1 protein-coding gene is annotated in these 290 nt (G+C 37.2%); it reads right to left on the bottom strand.

Annotated elements, in window-relative coordinates:
- Positions 1–290, bottom strand: a 290-nt coding sequence (locus Q4528_RS13455) for a hypothetical protein (protein WP_303522023.1), incomplete at both ends; no start/stop codon positions are given.

Raw genomic sequence — 290 nt, forward strand, 5'->3', positions numbered from 1 at the left:
GCGTAATAGTAACGATACCCACGCCCACATAACAGACCAGTATTTTCAGAGAAAAGGGCAACACACTCTAATCCATATTGCTTCAATTCTCTATACATTTTTGCAACTTTATATGCAGACCATTCAAATTCTTTCATTATGCTTTTCTTTGTCGGGCAAAAATCAGACAAATTCCAAGCATAAATGTATAGTATCATTTTTTCGTGGTCGTTTAATCCTTCATAGTTCAACTTACCCTTTTCTCTAATACTGTCTGTTCCGCCACCCCATTCAGTAGGATAGTCCCATTC

The sequence above is a fragment of the Staphylococcus pasteuri genome, assembly GCF_030547725.1.
GTDB lineage: Bacteria > Bacillota > Bacilli > Staphylococcales > Staphylococcaceae > Staphylococcus > Staphylococcus pasteuri.